Raw genomic sequence first — 17622 nt, forward strand, 5'->3', positions numbered from 1 at the left:
CTCAGGCGTGGGCCGGCACGCGCTCCAGACCGGGCCGGACGCGGAACAGCGCGAGCGTCGCGACGATGCCGCAGGCGGCTGCCGCCATCAGCCAGTAGCTCGGCGCCGCCCGGTCGCCGGTCTTCTCGATCAGGAAGGTCGAGACCATGGGCGTCGCCGTGCCGAACAGCGCGGTGGCGAGGCTGTAGGCCAGCGAGAAGCCGCTGGCGCGGACATGGGCCGGCACGACCTCCGAGAGCGAGACCACCATCGCGCCGTTGTAGACGCCGAAGAAGAACGAGAACCACAGCTCGACAGCGAGCATCTTGCCGAAGGTCGGATCGGCCACGAGCCAGTGCAGCGCCGGGTAGGTCGTCAGCAGCGACAGGGTCGAGATCGTCAGCAGCACCGGCTTGCGGCCGATGGCGTCCGACAGGGCTCCGCCCACGGGCAGCCAGACGAAGTTGGTGATCGCCACGAACAGCGTCACGATCAGGCTGTCGGTCTCGGTGAGCTTGAGGACGTTCTTGCCGAAGGTCGGGGTGTAGACGGTGATCATGTAGAACGTCACCGTCGTCATCGTGGTCAGCATCATGCCGAGCAGCACGATCCGCCAGTTGGCGGCCACCGTGGTCAGGATCTCGCGGGTGGTCGGGTGGCGGGTCCGCTTGGCGAATTCCTGCGTCTCCTGGAGTGACCGCCTGATGAAGAAGATGAACGGCACGATCAGGCAGCCGATGAAGAACGGGATGCGCCAGCCGAAATCGCCGAGCTGCTGCTTGGTCAGGAACGCGTTCAGCCCGTAGCCGATCAGGGCGGCGAACATGATCGCCACCTGCTGGCTCGCCGACTGGAACGACGTGTAGAAGCCGCGCCGGCCCGGCGTGGCGATCTCGAACAGGTAGATCGAGACGCCGCCGATCTCGACGCCCGCCGAGAAGCCCTGCAGCAGGCGCCCGGCCAGCACGATCAGCGGGGCCGCGACCCCGATCGTGTCGTAGCTCGGGCAGAAGGCGATGAGCACCGTGCCGCTCGCCATGATGGCGAGGGTGATGATCAGGCCCTTCCGGCGGCCGATCCGGTCGATATAGGCGCCGAGCACGATCGCTCCGAGCGGCCGCATCAGCGCCCCGAGCCAGAAGGTGCCGAAGGTCAGGAGCAGCTCGGTGGTCTCGTTGCCCGAGGGGAAGAATGCCCGCGCGATGTAGGTGGCGTAGAACCCGAACAGGAAGAAGTCGAACATCTCCAGGAAGTTGCCGCTCGTCGAGCGGAGGATCGCGCCGATCCGCGACTTGAGCGTTGCCCCGACGGCCCCGGGATCACCGGCCATGACGACGTCCTTTCCGGGTGCCCGTCAGGCACCGATCCACTTCATGGCGACGATCGTGCCGGTCACCGTCAGCGCGCCGCCGATGCGGGTGGCGATCTGCGCGAAGGGCATCAGGGCCATGCGGTTCGCCGCCGTGAGGATCGCCACGTCGCCGGTGCCGCCCTGGCCGCTGTGGCAGGCGTTCACGATGGCGGTCTCGATCGGGTACATGCCGAGCCAGCGGCCGACGAAGAAGCCGACCGTCATCAGCGTCACGACGGTCGACACGATCGTGATCAGGTTCACCAGAGTGAAGGCCGCCATCAACTCGTGCCAGGGCGTCAGCGCGACGCCGATGGCGAAGAGCAGCGGGTAGGTCATCGAGACCTGGACGAACTTGTAGACCACGAAGCCGCCGGCCTGGAGATGGGGCGACACCGCGCTGGCGAGCTTCGCTAGGACCGCGAGGAACAGCATCGCCACCGGCGCCGGCAGGCCGACGAGGTGGTGGGCCATGACGCCGAGCAGGTAGAGGGTGATCGCCGTGAGCCCGGCCGCACCGATCGTGGCGGGGTCGATCTGGCCCTTCGCCGCCTCGGCCTTGGCCTGGGCGTCGCTCGACTTGATGCCGTCCGAGTCGGGCTGGAGGCGGCCCTCGCCGGTGAGGTGCGGGTAGCGCTTGCCGACGGAGTTGAGCGTGCCCGACAGGATGATCGCGGTCAGGGAGCCCAGCATCACCGGCGGCAGCACCTGGGCGAAGACCACGCCCTGCTGCATCCCCAAGATCGCCGCGTAGCCGATGGAGAGCGGGATCGCCCCCTCGCCGACGCCGCCCGCCATGATCGGCACGACGATGAAGAAGAAGGTCTTGTAGGGGCCGAGGCCGAGGAGCGTGCCGACCAGCGTGCCCACCAGGGCCGCCGCCACCGAGCCGAGGGCGAGCGGCGCGAAGATCTTGAGGAAGCCCTTGATCAGGACCTCGCGGTCCATCCCGAGGATCGAGCCGACGATGATCGTGGCGATGTAGATGTAGAGGAAGTTGGTGAACTTGGTGAAATCGGTGATCGCCTTGACCATCTGCGGCGGCACCAGGGCGTAGTAGACCAGCGCCGAGGGGATGAAGGTCGCGAAGATCGCCCCGGCGCCGATGTTCTTCAGGATCGGGATCCGCTTGCCGATCTCCGCGCAGGTGAAGCCGCCCATCACCAGCACGGCGATCATGGTCGGCCCGTCGGGCTTGATCTCGCCCTCCTGGACCAGGACGGTGAGGAGGATCGCCAGCACGACGAAGATCGGGAGCGGTATGATGCCGATCTTGAAGTCGATCAGCCGCCACCAGACGTCCGGCCAGAACCGGGCCGCGCGCCCGTCCTCGGCCCGGCCCTCCGCCGGCGACGGGATCGGTGAAACGGTGCTGGTCATGGCGTCCCCCCGGATCTCTGACCGCTCGCGGGCCGCTTCGCCGCGCCCTCGCGACCGCGCGCCGGGCCGCGATCCATCGGGTCGCGCACGATCGGCGGCGATAAAGTGACATCCGGCGTATCAGCGCGGATGAAGGGCGGCAACGCGATCCAGGGAACAAAGGACGCGACCTGTCCCGTCGGCCGGGATTAAGATCCCGTCTCCGTCGTGATCACAGCTCAGAGAATTGGCCAAGCGGCCGACCGGGCCATGACGGCATCGGACGGGGACAGGCGACGGGACTGAGGCCCCGCCGCCGGGATCGTCGATCAGAAGTCGCGCTGGACGCGGAAGCGGACCTGCGAGACCGAGTCCTGCGTCACGGTGCGCGGGACGAACGTGCCGCTGTTGATGCCGGCGACGTTGGCGTAGGCGGTGGGACTCTTGTCGGAGTCGATCGCGCGACCGTGCTTCACGCCGATCTGGGTGTAGAAGGCCTCGACGCCGATATCGAGGTCGCGCACGGGCGACCAGATGATGCTGCCGCCCGCGACGAACTGATAGGTGTCGCGCAGCGCTTGGCTCAACTGGTAGAAGCGGGTTCCGGGCGCGCCGACCGCGTTGGAGCCGAGATTGGCGGCGCCGTTGAAGCTCAGGACGTTGTAGAGCGCGCCCTGTGCGAGGCGCGCGTTGCGGGAGAAGTCCTGTTCTCCGTAGGCGCCGAAGACCGCCGAGCGCCATTCCGGCGTCCAGTAATGCAGGAACGACGCGACCGCCGAGAAGGATTGCGATGTCTGCAACTGGCCGGTGAAGGGGTTGACCGTCGCGTCCGAGAAGCTCTGGTAGATCTTCTGGCCCTGGAAGCCGTTGTTGAGCTGCGTGTAGCAGCCGGTGAAGGCGCAGTATCCCGTATACATCTGCGCGCCGTCGGCGTAGGCGCTCTGGAGATAGAGGGCGTCCCCCGGCGCGACGAAGGGGGCGTTGATCTTCAGGCCGCCCTGCACCGCCCAGCCCTCGACGCTCCTGGTGTGCGCGACGCTGACATTGGCGCCCGCCGCGGGCGTCGCCGCGATGTTGCCGACGTTCAGCTCGTGAACCGCGGCGGAGACCTGCGCCGAGCCCCAGCCCTGATCGACGCGCAGGACGCCGACGACATCGGGCAGCCGCTCGCGCTGGATGCTGTCGACGCCGCTGACCCCGATCGGTGCGCCTCTGAAGTAGCCGACGAAGACCGGGCTGACCGGCGACGCGGTGCCGGCCGGCGCGTAGATCGGGCTGCGCCGGAAGACCGGGTCCTCGACCGACAGCGTGGCCGACAGCCCGGCGCCGGCCGTCACCGTGTAGGCGAGGAGGTTGGTGGAGGAGACGTCCGAGCCCGCGGTCGCGCCGTAGATCTCGAAGTCGTGGGCGTAGAAGTCGAAGAACGACGAGGCGCGACCGGCGGTCAGGCCGGCGAACTGGATGAACGCCTTATCGACGTTCATGAACTGCTGCGCATGCCCGGCCTGGTCGACGCCGGTGGCGTCGTAGGCCTGCCCGATGCGCGCCTGCGTCCCCGAGCGCGCGTAGCCGGTGCGGGATCCCGCATCGAGGCGGACGAAGGCGCGCAGGGTGCCGTAAGCGGTCTGCGTGCGGGCATCGAGGTTGATGCGCAGACGCGCCTGATAGCCCGCGCTGTCGCCGGCGTTGGTGCCGGCCTGCCGCGTCGACGCCGTCATGTACCCGCCCTCGTACCGGGCGCGGCCCGAGATGCGCAGGCAGGTGTCGGTGCCGGGGATGTAGAAGAAGCCGGCGCCGTACGCGCCGCAGACGCGGACGTACTCGACCGGGACAGCCTTCTTGACCGGCAGGTCGGCGGCGTGCGCAGCGCCCATTGTCGCGAACGCGGCGGCAGTCGCCAGCAGCGATGATCTCAGTAATGTCATCGATGTCTCCGGAATTTCAAGCTCAATTCTCGCAAACGGATGAGCGAGACCGGACACACCAAATATAATCCACGATTTGTTCGCAGATCATTGGCATGTTTTCGCTCGCCACGGCGGTTTTGAGGCCCATTTGCCCGGCGACGATGTGCAGCGGCACCACCGCGTGCAACAAAGATTCGGATTTATCTTCAATCCTGCATATGAACGTTGCGCGTACGCAACAAAATGTTATCCAATAATGCAAAATCGGAGATAATTACTCAGTATATCTATATATTATCAGGTTAGCCGAGCGAATGAAATATTGATAAAATCGGCTCGTTCGAACGACCAGCACCAATCGAGAAGCGATGGCCCGGAAGTCAACTCGGAGCTGTCGTGCGGGCCGTCTCTGACCGGACAGGCGTGGCGGATGCAGTCAGAACCGCCTGGGTGCCCCGCGAACGGCACGCGGTCGCCGGCGAGCGATTCGACGCGCGAATCCTGCCCGTCCGACGCGTCGGCCGGAGGCTCGGCTCATTTGCGGGATGGCACGTGTCGCACGGCGCGGCGGCGTTTGCCCGGCTCGATGGACGCGGCGCGCGCCCGGAAAGCGGGTCCGAACGAACGATGGCGCGCATCGGCGGCGCCCTGCGCGCGGGGCGGCGCATCGCCGGACCCTATCATGGGTCGGTCAACGGACCGGCCGGGAGCGGGCGGGATCGCGGCGCGGAACGCACCGGGTCGCGTGCCGACCGCGCGCTGGCGGCCGGAGGCGTTACGGATCCAGGGCGGCCCGGCACAACGAAAAAGGCCCGGCTGAAGCCGAGCCTTGAGGTTTCTGAAGCACGGGGACCGGCGCGGAGGCCGAGGCCCCGGCGCCGGTGGAGTGGCTTAGAAGTCGCGCTGGACGCGGAAGCGGAAGGTGGACACGCTGTCCGCCGTCGTGGTCCGCGGCACGAAGGTGCCGTTGTTGATGCCGGCGACGTTCGCGTAGGCCGTCGGGGTCTTGTCGCGGTCGATCACGCGGCCGTTCTTGACGCCGATCTGGGTGTAGAAGCCCTCGACACCGATATCGAGATCCTTCACCGGCGACCAGATGATGCTGCCGCCCGCCACGAACTGGTAGGTGTCGCGCAGCGCCTCGCTGAGCTGGAAGAACCGGGTGCCCGGCACGCCGACGGCGTTCACGCCGAAGGAGTTGGCACCGGCCGGGTTGGCGAGCGCGAAGGCCGCGCCCTGGGCCAGACGGGCACCGCTGCTGTAGCTCATCTCACCGTACGACCCGAAGAAGGCCGAGCGCCACTCCGGCGTCCAGTAGTGGAGGTACGAGGCCGTCGCAGTGAAGCTCGTCGACTGCTCGAGTCGGCCCGAGAACGGGTTGATCGTCGCGTCGTTCATGTACTGCGCGAACTTCTGGCCCTGGATGGTGGCCGGGTTCTGCGAGTAGCAGCCGCTGAAGGCGCAGTAGCCGGTGTACATCTGGGCACCGGAGCCGTAGGCGCCCTGCAGGTAGAGGGCGTCGCCCGGCGCGATGAACGGCGTGTTGATCTTCAGGCCGCCTTGGACCGCCCAGCCGTACGAGTTGCTGGTGTGCGGGATGCTGATGTTCGAACCGGTGCCGGTGCCGGCGCCGTTCTGCACGTTGCCGACGTTCAGCTCGTGCACGGCGGCCGAGACCTGAGCCGAACCCCAGGCCTGGTCGAGGCGCAGGGCGCCGACGAAGTCGGGCATGCGCGAGCGCTGGATCGCGTCGACGAAGCTGAACCGGGTCGGCACGCCGCCGGTGTAGCCGATGAACACCTCGGCGGGCGCGGCCGTCTGAGCGAAGTTCTGGATCGTCGCGTTAACGGTGGCGCCGGTCGGGTTGTTGGTCTGCGAGAAGATCGGGCTGCGGCGGAAGACCGGATCTTCGACCGAAATCGTGGCGGACAGGCCGTTGCCGAGCGTGGCCGTGTAGGCGAGCAGGTTGGTCGAGGCGACGTCGGAGCCGAGCGTGGCGCCGGCGAACTCGAAGTCGTGGGCGTAGAAGTCGAAGAACGACGAGGCGCGACCGGCGGTCATGCCGGCGAACTGGATGAAGGCCTTGTCGACGTTCACGAACTGCGAGGCGCGACCGAACTGGTCGATGCCGAGGCCCGGGAAGGCCTGAGCGATACGCTGCTGGGTGCCGGAGGTGCCGACGCCGGAGTAGCCCGTGCGGGATCCGGCATCGAGGCGGACGAAGGCGCGCAGGGTGCCGTAGGCGGTCTGGGTGCGGGCATCGAGGTTGATGCGCATCCGGCCCTGGTAGCCCGACGTGTCGCCGTTGGTGCCCTGGCGCGAGTAGCTGGTCATGTAGCCGCCCTCGAACCGGGCGCGGCCGGAGAGACGCAGGCAAGTGTCGGTGCCGGGGATGTAGAAGAAGCCGGCGCCGTAGGCGCCGCAGACGCGGACGTACTCGATCGGGACCGCCTTCTTGACCGGGAGGTCGGCGGCGTGGGCTGCGCCTACGGCCGCGAACGCAGCAGCAGACCCGAGCAATGAGCTCTTCAAGAGCTTCATAGACATCTCCAAAGCTTCGAGACCCAATGATGCGGACCTGCCCGGTTATCCGGGTCTAGCCGCACGTTCTGTAGGTTTGGCCCGCGTCTTAGGTGGCAGGCTCCTGCGGGCTCTCGCTTGGCGATGCCCCCGTGCACGATCACCATGTGCGAACGGGTTTCCGCGAGCAACGAGGATTCGCGGCTGCCTTGGCAGTTCCAGCGCGATGTTGCGGCCTGGCAACATTCTCGGGGCGCTTTAGTCGGCAACGGTCCGCCGAATGTGCACGAATGCTGTCCTGAGCGGCTGAGCTGCCGCGCCGACGGGCAGCCTTTCGCCCGGCCCCGACCCGGGACCGGGCGGCTCACGCCGTCCCAGCCGATTCGCCGGCGCCGGACGGGCGCCTTACATGGGCGGCGTCAGCCCGTCCTTTCCGACGGCGACGCGCCGCGCCGTGATGCGGCCGTCGTCCCCGCGCGCGGCGATCACGAAGACCTTGGCGCCGGGCGCTACGGCCGCGGCGCTGGCGGGCTCGAAGCTGACGACCGGCGCCTGTGGCGGTACCAGGATCTGCAGCGACTGGCCCTGACCGTAATCGACCGTGAGGGTCCGCTCCGCCCCGCCGCGGCTCGCCTTGACCGTCCCGTTGGTCATCGCGCTCTTCACGCGGGGCGCGTCGGGAGCGGTCGAGCGCACGTCCGCCTTCACGGTTCCGTTGGTCATGGCGCTCCGCACCGACGCCCCGCCCGCGGTGTGGTCGGGGATCATGTCCCAGTCGTAGTGTCCCTCGCCGGTGCCGCGCATCGCCTCGGGGAACAGCACCACCTCCAGGGCCACCGGCGGCTCGCCCTTCGTGGCCGTGCCGATGAAGACCCCGTCCCTGATCGCGTCGAGACTCGACGGGACCACCCAGGAAACCTTGGCGTCGGGGGCAAGCGCCACGGTCTCCGACGCGCCGTCCCGTGTCTTCAGCGTGAAGCCGCCGCCCGCGACCGCCTCGACGGTCCCGCGCAGGCGCTCGACCTTCGGCGCCGCCTGCGCACCGGTGGTGACGGCCAGCAGGCTCATCAGGGCGAGCGTCGTGAGTTTTGCCATGGGGGTTCTCTTCCTGGTGCCGGGATTGTCGCGACCGGCTGGACGTGGGGCGGGATGATGGGACGTCAGCCCACGAGGGCCTGTGACATCGCATCCGGGTTCGCGCCCGTGCCCGGCCCGGTTACGCGTCCCCGGCCTGTCCCAGGCAGATCAGGAACGGCGCGGCCGCAGCCTCCGCGGCCGCCTCGACGGCCCGGTAGCGCCGCACCACGTCGGTGCCGAAGGCCGAGAGGCGCGCGCCCCCGCCGGCCCGGCCACCGGTCTGCGCCTCAACCACGGGGCGACCGAAGCCTCTGTTCATCGCCTCGACCAGCAGCCAGGCCCGGCGGTACGACATGCCCAGCGCGCGGCCGGCGCCCGCGATGGAACCGTGCTCGGCGATCATCTCCAGGAGCCGCACCTTGCCGGGGCCGAGGCGGTGCCCCGGCCCGAGATCGATGCGGATGCTCAGCCGGGGCGCCGCGCCCGCGGCCCGGGCGGGGCTCCGGAGCGGGTCGGGTACGGCGCTCAGGCGGGGAGCGCCAGCAGCGCGAGACCGGCCGCGGCGAGGCCGACACCGAGGGCCGGGGCGGCCCGCGTCGCTCCGATCCGCGACGCCGCGGCGCCGAGTCCGATCCCCGCGGCGTGCAGGAGCGCGGTGGCCGCGAGGAACCCGAGGCCGAAGGACAGGCCGGAGGCGGTCTCGGGCATCTCGGCACCGTGGGCGTAGCCGTGGAACACCGCGAAGACGCCGACCAGGGCAGCCAGCAGGGCCACCGGCGCGCGCAGGCCGACGATGGCGGCGAGGCCGAACACGACGATGGACAGCGCGATCCCGAGCTCGACATGCGGCAGCACCGCGCCGGCCATGCCCAGCCCCGCCCCCACGCTCATCAACGCCAGGAACGACAGGGGCAGCGCCCAGAGCGCCCGTCCGCCGCGCAGGCTGGCGAGGAGGCCGACCGCGACCATCGCGAGAACATGGTCGGCGCCCAGGAGCGGATGGAGGAACCCGGCCTCCGCGCCCGTCGCGGTGCCGTGCCCCGGATGGGCGAAGGCCACCTGGGGCAGCAGGGCGAGTGCGGCCGGCAGGAGCGCGAGGCATGTGGCGGAACGGGCGGAGAGCGGTCGCTTCATCGGTGATCCTTCGCTGGACCCGCGAAGTTGTAGCGCCCTTCCGCCGCCTCTGCGAGGGGCGGGTGGCCGACGATCGCCGCACCGCGGCGGCGCCCGGTTTCGCGGGCGGCCCTCAGAGCGACATCGCCTCGTGGACCGCGGACGGCGCGAACGGCTCCGAGAAGGCGGCCCCGACACCGTGGGTGAAGTGGCGCATCACGGTGGCGGTCTTTCGCCCGACCCGGATCATCGCCCCGATCTCCAGCGCGTGGTCGACGAGAAGGGCGACGCCGGAGGCCGAAACGTTGAGGACGTGTCCCTGGAGGGCCTCGCCCGATGAAGTGGTGATCTGGACGATCTTCTGCTTCGGCACGATCCGACGGTGCGCGCGGATCGGTTCGGGTTGCAGGTCCTGGGCCTTTGCCAGCGTCACGAACTGACGGGCGACGTCAGTGAGAGTCGCGCGTCCACCGCGGACACAGACAACGAACTCCTGACCGGCCACGCGGGCGATGCGGGCCTCGAGCGTGCCGATATGGCGGATGCTGCAGGTGAGATGCTCACCCGGCACCAGGAGCGACGAGGAGCGGAACCGGATGCCCTCGGTCGAGACGTCGGCGGTCACGGCGTAGAAATCGCGACGCCGCTGGTTCCAGCACAACGCGGGCAACATGACGATGTGCCGCCGGACCATCACACCCGCATCATCATAAAGAATACATCGGCGACCTTCTGGGGCCGAAGTTTCTTCTGGCCTGTTCAAGCAATGCGTAAAATTGGACTTATCCCGATCTAAGTCGCACCTCAGATCCGGCGCTCACGAAGCTGTTCGCAGGCCGATCTCGACCTTGGCGCGGTCGCGCCGTCATCGAACGCCGCCGGCCGGCTCGAAACGGCGGCCTCAGAGGCTCGCGGCGCGGATTGAATAAAAGATGCATCCTGATTGTATGGCATGGATGCTGCCTGGGATTGTGCATGCCAAACGGCCGCGCAACACTGCCGGCCGCCTCCGGAACGGACCGGCCGGTCCGCTCCGCTTCTCCCGCCTCCACCCGGATCGGTCTCATGTTGCGTTACGCCGCCTGTCTCCTCGCCGGGCTCGCCCTCACCGGGCCCGCCGCCGCGCAGACCCTGCGCTTCGGCATGATGGAGGATCCGGACGCCCTCGACCCGACGCTCGCCCGGACCTTCGCGAGCCGGATGGTGTTCGCCGCGCTCTGCGACAAGCTCGTGGATATCGGGCCCGATCTGAAACCGGTGCCGCAGCTCGCGACCTCCTGGGAACTCTCGCCTGACGAGAAGGCGCTGACCATGCACCTGCGCCCGGGCGTGCTGTTCCACGACGGCGAGAGGCTCGACGCCGCGGCGGCCAAGTTCTCGATCGAGCGCCACATGAAGATGCCGGGCTCGCAGCGCCGCTCGGAGATCGCGCCGATCGACTCCGTGGATGTCGTCGACGACCTGACTTTCCGCATCAACCTGAAGCAGCCGTTCGCGCCGTTGCTCGCGCAGTTCACCGACCGGGCCGGCATGATGGTCTCGCCCAAGGCCGCTGAACGGCTCGGCGACAAGTTCGCCTCCGCGCCGGTCTGCGCCGGTCCGTACAAGTTCGTCGAGCGGGTGCCTCAGGACCGGATCGTGGTTGAGCGTTTCGCCGACTACTGGAACAAGGACGCGATCCACATCCAGCGGATCGAGTTCCGGCCGATCCCTGACGCCACCGTGCGGCTCACCAACCTCCGCGCGGGTCAGCTCGACCTCTTGGAGCGCCTCGCCCCCACCGACGTGGCACAGGTGAAGCGTGACGCCAAGCTGAAGCTCGACTCAACCTACGAGCTCGGCTTCCAAGAGATCCTGTTCAACCCCCACAAGGCCGGTTCGCCGGTCTCCGACCCGAAGGTGCGCGCCGCTTTCGAGGCGGCCATCGACCGCAACGCCATCAATCAGGTGGTCTACAACGGCGAGTTCCTGGCCGGGAACCAGTGGGTCAACCCGAAGAACCCGAACTACGTCGCCGAGTACCCGATCCCGAAGCGGGACGTCGCCAAGGCCAAGGCGCTGCTGGCCGAGGCCGGGAAGCCGAACCCGCAGATCACGCTGACCGTCTACGCCAACAGCGAGTCGCCGCAGGTCGGCCAGGTGATCCAGGCGATGACCAAGGAGGCCGGCTTCGACGTGAAGATCCAGGCCGTGGACTTCACGACCGCGCTCGATGCCGCCGACAAGGGCAACTACGAGGCGCAGCTCTATTCTTGGAGCGGCCGCTCGGACCCGGACGGCAACACGTTCAGCTTCCTGGCCTGCAAGGCGGCGCTGAACTATCCCAAGTACTGCAGCCCGGAAGCCGACGCGGCCCTCCAGGCGGAGCGCGGGACGGTGGATCCGGCCAAGCGCAAGGCTGCCTGGAAGGCCCTGGCCGATCAGGTCCTGAAGGACCGGCCGGGCATCTACATCCTGCACCGCAAGCTGCTCTGGGCCTACAGCCAGAAGATCACGGGTTTCGTGCCCTACCCGGACGGGCTCGTGCGCTTCACCGGGCTGAAGCTGAACTGATGCTGCGGTTTCTCGCACGGCGCCTTGCCCTGGCGGTCCCGACCCTGATCCTCGCCTCGATGATCATCTTCGCCCTGCAGCAATTGCTGCCGGGCGACGTCGCCACGGCGCTCACCGGCGAGGAGCGCGACCCGCAGGTGATCGCCTTCATCCGCGAGAAGTACCACCTCGATGAGCCCCTGCCGGTCCGCTACGCCTACTGGGCCGGCGGCGTGCTGCGCGGCGATCTCGGCGAGTCGATCCGGCTGCAGAAGCCGGTCTCCGAGCTGATCGTCGAGAAGCTGCCGGTCACGCTGGAACTCGCCTGCCTCGCCATGCTGGTGGCGCTCGCCATCGGCGTGCCGATGGGCGTGCTCTCGGCGGTCAAGCGCGGTCAGGCCGCCGACACGGTCGCCAACGGGATCGCCCTCTGGGGCCTGTCGGTGCCGAATTTCTGGCTCGGGATCCTGCTGATCCTGCTGTTCTCGGTGGAGCTCGGCTGGCTGCCGGCCTCGGGCTATGTCTCACCATTCGAGAGCCTGTCAGAGAACCTCGCCGCCATGGCGATGCCGGCCTTCGTGCTCGGCAACGCCATCGCGGCGGTTATGATGCGCCACACCCGCGCGGCGATGCTCGGCGTGCTCGGCTCCGACTACGTCCGTACCGCGCGCGCCAAGGGCGTCTCGCCGCTGCGGGTCACCCTGCGGCACGCGCTGCCCAACGCCGCGATCCCGATCATCACCCTGGGGGCGCTGGAATTCGGCCAGCTCCTGTCGGGGGCGGTGCTCACCGAGCAGGTCTTCTCCGTGCCGGGCTTCGGCAAGCTGATGGTCGATGCGGTGTTCAACCGGGACTTCGCCACCGTGCAGGGCGTCGTGATCTGCACGGCCGCCACCTACATCGCCCTGAACCTCGCCGCCGACCTGCTCGCGGCGGCCGTGAACCCGAAGCTGAGGCGGGCATGAGCACCGGCAGCGAGATCGCCCGCGCCGAGGCGGTCGGCCTGGAGGCCGCCCCGTCCGGCGCCCCCGCCCACGCCATCCTCCAAGAGCCCGGCACCCTCGCGGCCTTCTGGCGACGCCTGCGCGCGCGCCGGAGCGCGGTCGTGGGCCTCGTCATCGTCGGCCTGCTGGTGCTGATGGCGGTGTTCGCGCCCTGGATCGCTCCCTACGACCCGACAGCCACCGACTGGGGCAACGTCCGCGGGCCCCCGAGCCTCGCGCACCCGTTCGGCGGCGACGAGGTCGGGCGCGACGTGCTCTCACGGATCATCTTCGGCACCCGGGCCTCGCTCGGCGCCGGCCTCGTCTCGGTGGCGCTGGCGGTGTCCCTCGGCCTGCCCCTGGGATTGCTCGCCGGCTACGCGGGTGGCTGGATCGACGGCGCGATCTCCCGGCTCACCGACGCGCTGCTGGCGATACCGTTCCTGATCCTGGCGATCGCGCTCGCCGCCTTCCTGGGCCCGAGCCTCGTCAACGCGATGATCGCGATCGGCCTCTCGGCGACCTCGACCTTCATCCGGCTGACCCGGGCGCAGGTGCGCGCCGTGGCGGCGGAGGAGTTCGTCGAGGCCGCGCGCGCCATGGGCAACCCGCCCTGGCGGATCGCCCGGGTCCACATCCTGCCCAACATCGTCCCGGCGATCCTCGTCCAGGCGACGCTGACCATCGCGGCCGCGATCATCGCGGAGGCGAGCCTGTCGTTCCTCGGCCTCGGTCAGCAGCCGCCCGAGCCGTCCTGGGGGGCGATGCTCAACACCGCCAAGAACTTCATGGACGAGGCGCCCTGGATGGCGATCTGGCCCGGCCTGTCGATCTTCCTCGCGGTACTCGCCTTCAACCTGTTCGGCGACGGCCTGCGGGACGCCCTCGATCCGAGGCAGCGCACATGACGGCCGCGATGACGAAGCCCCTCCTCGACGTCCGCGACCTCGCGGTCGCCTTCGACACCGACGGCGGCGCGGTCCACGCGGTCAACGGCGTGTCCTACACGCTGCACGAGGGCGAGACGCTGGGGATCGTCGGCGAGTCCGGCTCCGGCAAGAGCGTGCACGTGCTGGCCATGCTGGGCCTGATCCCGCGCCCGCCCGGCCGCATCACCGGCGGGCAGGTGCTGTTCGAGGGACGCGACCTCCTCGCCCTGAAGGAGCGGGACCTGCGCAAGATCCGCGGCGGCGCGATCGGCTTCGTGTTCCAGGACCCGATGAGCTCGCTCAACCCCGGCATGACCGTGGCGGCGCAGATCGTCGAGCCGCTGCGCATCCATCTCGGCCTCGACGCCCGCGCGGCCCGCGCCCGGGCCCGGGAGCTGCTCGACCTCGTGCGCATCCCGAACGCGGCCGCGCGCCTCGACCAGTACCCGCACGAGTTCTCCGGCGGCCAGCGCCAGCGCGTGATGATCGCGATCGGCCTGAGCTGCCGGCCGAAGCTTCTGATCGCCGACGAGGCGACCACGGCGCTCGACGTCACCGTCCAGGCCGAGATCGTCGCCCTGGTGCAGGAGCTGAAGCGTGAGCTCGGCATGGCGATCATCTGGATCACCCACGATCTCGGCGTGGTGGCGGGCATCAGCGACACCGTGCAGGTGATGTATGCCGGCCGGATCCTGGAGCGCGGCCCGGTCGACGACATCTTCGCCGATCCCCGCAACGCCTACACGCTCGGCCTGCTGCGGTCCCTGCCGGATCTCTCCGGCGGCCGCGCCGGGCGGCGGCGCCTCCACCAGATCGAGGGCGCGCCGCCGGACATGCGCCATCTCCCGCCGGGCGACCCGTTCGCGCCGCGCAACGCCTTCGCGACGCCGCGCTGCCGGGCCGAGATGCCGCCCCTGGCGCAGGCGCCCGGCGCCGCTCCGGGCCACCTCGTCGCCGCTTGGTACGACTTGCCGAAGCTCCTGGGTGAGGAGGCCGCGCGATGAACGCGTCGCAGCAGCCGGTCGTCTCGGTGCGCGACCTGTCCAAGCATTATCCCCTCCGCTCCTGGTGGGGCGGCAAGGGCGCGGTGTTCCGCGCCGTCGAGGGCGTGAGCTTCGACATCCGCCCCGGCGAGACCCTGGGCCTCGTGGGCGAGTCCGGCTCCGGCAAATCCACAATCGGCCGGGCCGTGACCATGCTCAACCCGCCGACCTCGGGCACGATCGCCTTCGAGGGCACCGACCTCGCCAAGCTCTCGGCGGGCGCCATGCGCAAGATGCGCGCGCGAATCCAGACCGTGTTCCAGGATCCCTACGCGGCCCTCAACCCGCGGATGAGCGCCGGCGAGTACGTCGCGGAGGCGTTCAAGCTGCATCGGCGGGACATGCGCGGCCCGGAGCGGCGGGAGGCGGTTGCCGCCCTGTTCCAGCGGGTCGGGCTCGATCCGCGGTTCATGGGGCGCTACCCGCACCAGTTCTCGGGCGGCCAGCGCCAGCGCATCTGCATCGCCCGGGCGATCGCCCTCAAGCCCAGCTTCATCGTCGCCGACGAGCCGATCGCGGCGCTCGACGTCTCGATCCAGGCGCAGGTGGTGAACCTGCTGCAGGACCTGCAGGACGAGATGGGCCTGTCCTACCTGTTCATCTCGCACGACCTGCGCATGGTGCGCTACCTCTGCCACCGGGTCGCGGTGCTCTGGCGCGGGCGGATCGTCGAGCTCGCCGAGGCCGCCGCGCTCTACGAGGATCCGCGCCACCCCTACACCCGGCGCCTGCTCGCCGCCGTGCCGGTGCCGCACCCGGCCGAGGAGCGGGCGCGCCTTGCCGCGCGCGACCTCACTGGCCACGACCAGCCGCCCGACGGGCCGCTCACCGAGGTGGCGCCTGGGCACTGGGTGGCGCTGCCGAGAGGGCAGCACGCGTGATCGTCCAGGCGATCCTCGATCGGAACAACCGGTCAGCCCGGCCTCCGCCGTCATCACGAGCGCAGCGAAGTGACCCAGGGCAGCGCGAGGTTGCTCAGCGTTGCGCCGACTGGATTGCTTCGCTGCGCTCGCAGAGACGAGGCGGCGAAGCCATCCGTCATGGACGAGGCCGCGCCGTCATCTCCGTCACCGCCTCATCCCGAGGTGGCGATATGCATCGAGCGGTGATTCTTTAAGTCGCCCAGCAGAGCAGGACATCCCGTGAGAGACTTCTCCGCCCCCGGCCGCTCCCCGGTCTACGCCGCCAACGCCGCGGTCGCGACCTCGCACCCGCTCTCGACGCTCGCCGCCATCGAGGTTCTGCGCTCCGGCGGCAACGCCATCGATGCCGGCATCGCGGCGGTCGCCGTGCAGTGCGTAGTCGATCCGCTCATGACCGGCATCGGCGGCGACTGCTTCGCCCTCTACGCCCCCGCGGGCGCCACGAAGCCCATCGCCCTCGACGGTTCGGGCCGGGCGCCCGCCGCCGCCATGCCCGACTGGTACGCCGAGCACGGCGTCACCATCACGCCGACCTCGCCACACGCCGTGACGGTGCCCGGCGCGGTCGCGGCCTGGGATCTACTCGTGCGCGAGCACGGCACCCGGTCCCTCGGCGAGCTGCTCCAGCCGGCGATCCGCTACGCGGAGGACGGGTTCGTCGTGCAGCAGCGGGTCGGCTGGGACTGGCTGCGCGGCGCCGAGCGCGTCGCCACGGATCCGTACGCCGCCGAGACCTACCTGCCCGGCGGGCAGGCGCCGACGATCGGCAGCGTCGTCCGCCTGCCGAAGCTCGCGGCGACGCTCCGGGCGATCGCCGAGGCGGGGGCGCGCGCCTTCTACGAGGGCCCCGTCGCCGAGGACATGGTAAGCCGGCTGAACGCCCTCGGCGGCCTGCACACGCTGGACGACTTCGCCGCCGCGCAGCCCGACGTGGTCGCACCGGTCTCGACCCGCTACCGCGGCTACGACGTCTACGAGTGCCCGCCCGCCGGCCAGGGTCTGACGGCGCTGATGATGCTGAACGTGCTGTCGCACTACGACGTCGGCGCGCTCTCCGACCTCGACCGGCTCCACCTCTTCGCCGAGGTCTGCAAGCAGGGCTACCATCACCGCGACGTGCTGTTCGGCGACGCGGCCCTCGCCAACGTGCCGGTCGAGCACCTGCTCTCCGACGCCTGGAAGGCCGCCGCCCACGGGGCGATCGACATGGGCCGCGCCCGCGCGCCGGAGATCTATCCGGAGATCGCCCGCGAGATGGCCGAGGGCCGCGCCCACAAGGACACGGTCTACCTCTGCGTGGTCGACCGGGACGGCAACGCGCTGTCGCTGATCAACTCGATCTTCCAGGGCTTCGGCTCCGGCATCCTGGCGCCCGAGAGCGGCGTGCTGCTGCACAATCGCGGCCTGTCGTTCCGCACGGAGGGCGGCCACCCGAACAGCGTCGGGCCGGGCAAGCGGCCGATGCACACGATCATCCCCGGCATGCTGATGAAGGACGGGCAGGCCGTCGCGCCGTTCGGCGTCATGGGCGGCCATTACCAAGCCATGGGCCATGTCGAGCTGCTCTCCGGTCTCCTCGACCGGGGCCTCGACGTGCAGGAGGCCCTCGATGCCCCGCGCAGCTTCGCCTACGGCGGCAGCCTGGAGGTCGAGGGCGGGATCTCCGACGCCGTGATGGCGGGGCTGGTCGAGCGCGGCCACCCGGCGATCCGCGCGCCGCTGCCGCTCGGCGGGGGGCAGGTCATCTGGATCGACCGCAAGGCCGGCACGCTGGCGGCCGGATCCGACCCGCGCAAGGACGGGGCGGCGCTGGGGTATTGAGAGGCGTGGGAGGATGGGCGCCGCCGGCGCTCATCCTTTGGCGGCCTCAACGGCGCTCTCTGTCAGCACCGCCGTCATTGCGAGC

At 69.6% G+C, this 17622-nt stretch carries 14 protein-coding genes; 6 read left to right on the top strand and 8 right to left on the bottom strand.

Annotated features, from left to right (window positions below):
- Position 1: 1 nt before the first annotated feature.
- The 8 genes from H288_RS0101395 to H288_RS0101430 form a co-directional block, all read right to left on the bottom strand.
- Positions 2–1309, bottom strand: coding sequence for an MFS transporter (locus H288_RS0101395; protein ID WP_020090801.1), 1308 nt, complete (start codon positions 1307–1309; stop codon positions 2–4).
- Between the two features lie 24 nt (positions 1310–1333).
- Positions 1334–2710, bottom strand: coding sequence for a 2-hydroxycarboxylate transporter family protein (locus tag H288_RS0101400; protein WP_020090802.1), 1377 nt, complete (start codon positions 2708–2710; stop codon positions 1334–1336).
- Positions 2711–3018: 308 nt separating this feature from the next.
- The gene (locus H288_RS0101405; protein WP_026604560.1) at positions 3019–4614 is read right to left on the bottom strand and encodes a porin; all 1596 of its coding nucleotides are present in this window, start codon (positions 4612–4614) and stop codon (positions 3019–3021) included.
- Between the two features lie 873 nt (positions 4615–5487).
- Positions 5488–7137: a porin gene (locus H288_RS0101410; protein WP_020090804.1), complete on the bottom strand. Its 1650-nt coding sequence runs from the start codon at positions 7135–7137 to the stop codon at positions 5488–5490.
- Between the two features lie 384 nt (positions 7138–7521).
- Entirely contained in the window at positions 7522–8211 is a 690-nt protein-coding gene (locus tag H288_RS0101415; protein ID WP_020090805.1) for a hypothetical protein, read from the bottom strand.
- 121 nt (positions 8212–8332) lie between these two features.
- Complete coding sequence (locus H288_RS0101420; protein WP_026604652.1) at positions 8333–8656, bottom strand: LysR family transcriptional regulator; 324 nt, start codon at positions 8654–8656, stop codon at positions 8333–8335.
- A gap of 62 nt (positions 8657–8718) precedes the next feature.
- Positions 8719–9327, bottom strand: coding sequence for a HupE/UreJ family protein (locus H288_RS0101425; protein ID WP_020090807.1), 609 nt, complete (start codon positions 9325–9327; stop codon positions 8719–8721).
- 112 nt (positions 9328–9439) lie between these two features.
- The gene (locus H288_RS0101430; protein WP_106735895.1) at positions 9440–9979 is read right to left on the bottom strand and encodes a PilZ domain-containing protein; all 540 of its coding nucleotides are present in this window, start codon (positions 9977–9979) and stop codon (positions 9440–9442) included.
- A 392-nt stretch (positions 9980–10371) separates the two neighbouring features.
- Here H288_RS0101430 and H288_RS0101435 point away from each other — a divergent pair, with 392 nt between their 5' ends.
- The 6 genes from H288_RS0101435 to ggt all read left to right on the top strand — a co-directional run bounded on the left by H288_RS0101435 (position 10372) and on the right by ggt (position 17537).
- The gene (locus H288_RS0101435) at positions 10372–11859 is read left to right on the top strand and encodes an ABC transporter substrate-binding protein (protein ID WP_020090809.1); all 1488 of its coding nucleotides are present in this window, start codon (positions 10372–10374) and stop codon (positions 11857–11859) included.
- Positions 11859–12803: an ABC transporter permease gene (locus H288_RS0101440; RefSeq protein WP_020090810.1), complete on the top strand. Its 945-nt coding sequence runs from the start codon at positions 11859–11861 to the stop codon at positions 12801–12803. Before H288_RS0101435 ends, H288_RS0101440 begins: the two co-directional genes overlap by 1 nt.
- On the top strand, positions 12800–13729 hold the full coding sequence (locus tag H288_RS0101445; protein WP_020090811.1) for an ABC transporter permease: 930 nt from the start codon (positions 12800–12802) through the stop codon (positions 13727–13729). The genes H288_RS0101440 and H288_RS0101445 overlap by 4 nt, the downstream gene beginning before the upstream one ends.
- 8 nt (positions 13730–13737) lie before the next feature.
- Entirely contained in the window at positions 13738–14754 is a 1017-nt protein-coding gene (locus H288_RS0101450) for an ABC transporter ATP-binding protein (protein WP_187299665.1), read from the top strand.
- Positions 14751–15674, top strand: a complete 924-nt coding sequence (locus H288_RS0101455) for an ATP-binding cassette domain-containing protein (protein ID WP_020090813.1) — start codon at positions 14751–14753, stop codon at positions 15672–15674. The genes H288_RS0101450 and H288_RS0101455 overlap by 4 nt, the downstream gene beginning before the upstream one ends.
- 261 nt (positions 15675–15935) lie before the next feature.
- The gene (gene ggt / locus H288_RS0101460; RefSeq protein ID WP_020090814.1) at positions 15936–17537 is read left to right on the top strand and encodes a gamma-glutamyltransferase; all 1602 of its coding nucleotides are present in this window, start codon (positions 15936–15938) and stop codon (positions 17535–17537) included.
- Positions 17538–17622: the final 85 nt, after the last annotated feature.

The organism is Methylobacterium sp. 285MFTsu5.1 (genome assembly GCF_000383455.1).
Taxonomy (GTDB): domain Bacteria; phylum Pseudomonadota; class Alphaproteobacteria; order Rhizobiales; family Beijerinckiaceae; genus Methylobacterium.